Below are 488 nucleotides of genomic sequence, written 5' to 3' on the forward strand. Positions count from 1 at the left end.
ATGTCGACATGACCAAAGAGGCCCAGGGTGTGCTGTTCGCCCATGGTTCGCGCTTCGGCGGGCATGCCCTCTTCATCAAGGACAACAAGCTGCACTACGTCTACAACTTCTTGGGCATCAAGCCCGAGCAGGTCTTCGTCTCCGGCCCGCTTCCGGAGGGCAAGCACGCCCTGGGCATGGAGTTCATCTGGGAAAAGAAGGGTGACCACGGCGAATCCCTGGGAACCACAATCCTTTACGTAGACGGCAAAGAGGCGGCCAAGGGACCGATGCGGGCCCAGATCGGCAAGTTCACCCTGGCCGGGGACGGGTTGTGCGTCGGCTTCGACAGCGGCGACAACGTCTCGGATCTGTACCAGAATCCGGGCCGGTTCACCGGCGGCACCATCAAGGGCGTGGCGGTAGACGTGAGCGAGGAGAAGTACATCGACCTCAACAAGGAGGCGCAGGCCGCGTTCGCGACCGACTGAGCCCGGGGGACACTCTGG

Annotated in this window: 1 pseudogene; it reads left to right on the forward strand. The window is 62.5% G+C overall.

Annotated elements, in window-relative coordinates:
- Positions 1–470, forward strand: a pseudogene (locus IMZ11_RS43855) (hypothetical protein); the annotation flags it as partial.
- Positions 471–488 lie beyond the last annotated feature (18 nt).

It is taken from the genome of Microtetraspora sp. AC03309, from assembly GCF_020826795.1.
Classification (GTDB): Bacteria; Actinomycetota; Actinomycetes; order Streptosporangiales; family Streptosporangiaceae; genus Microtetraspora; species Microtetraspora glauca.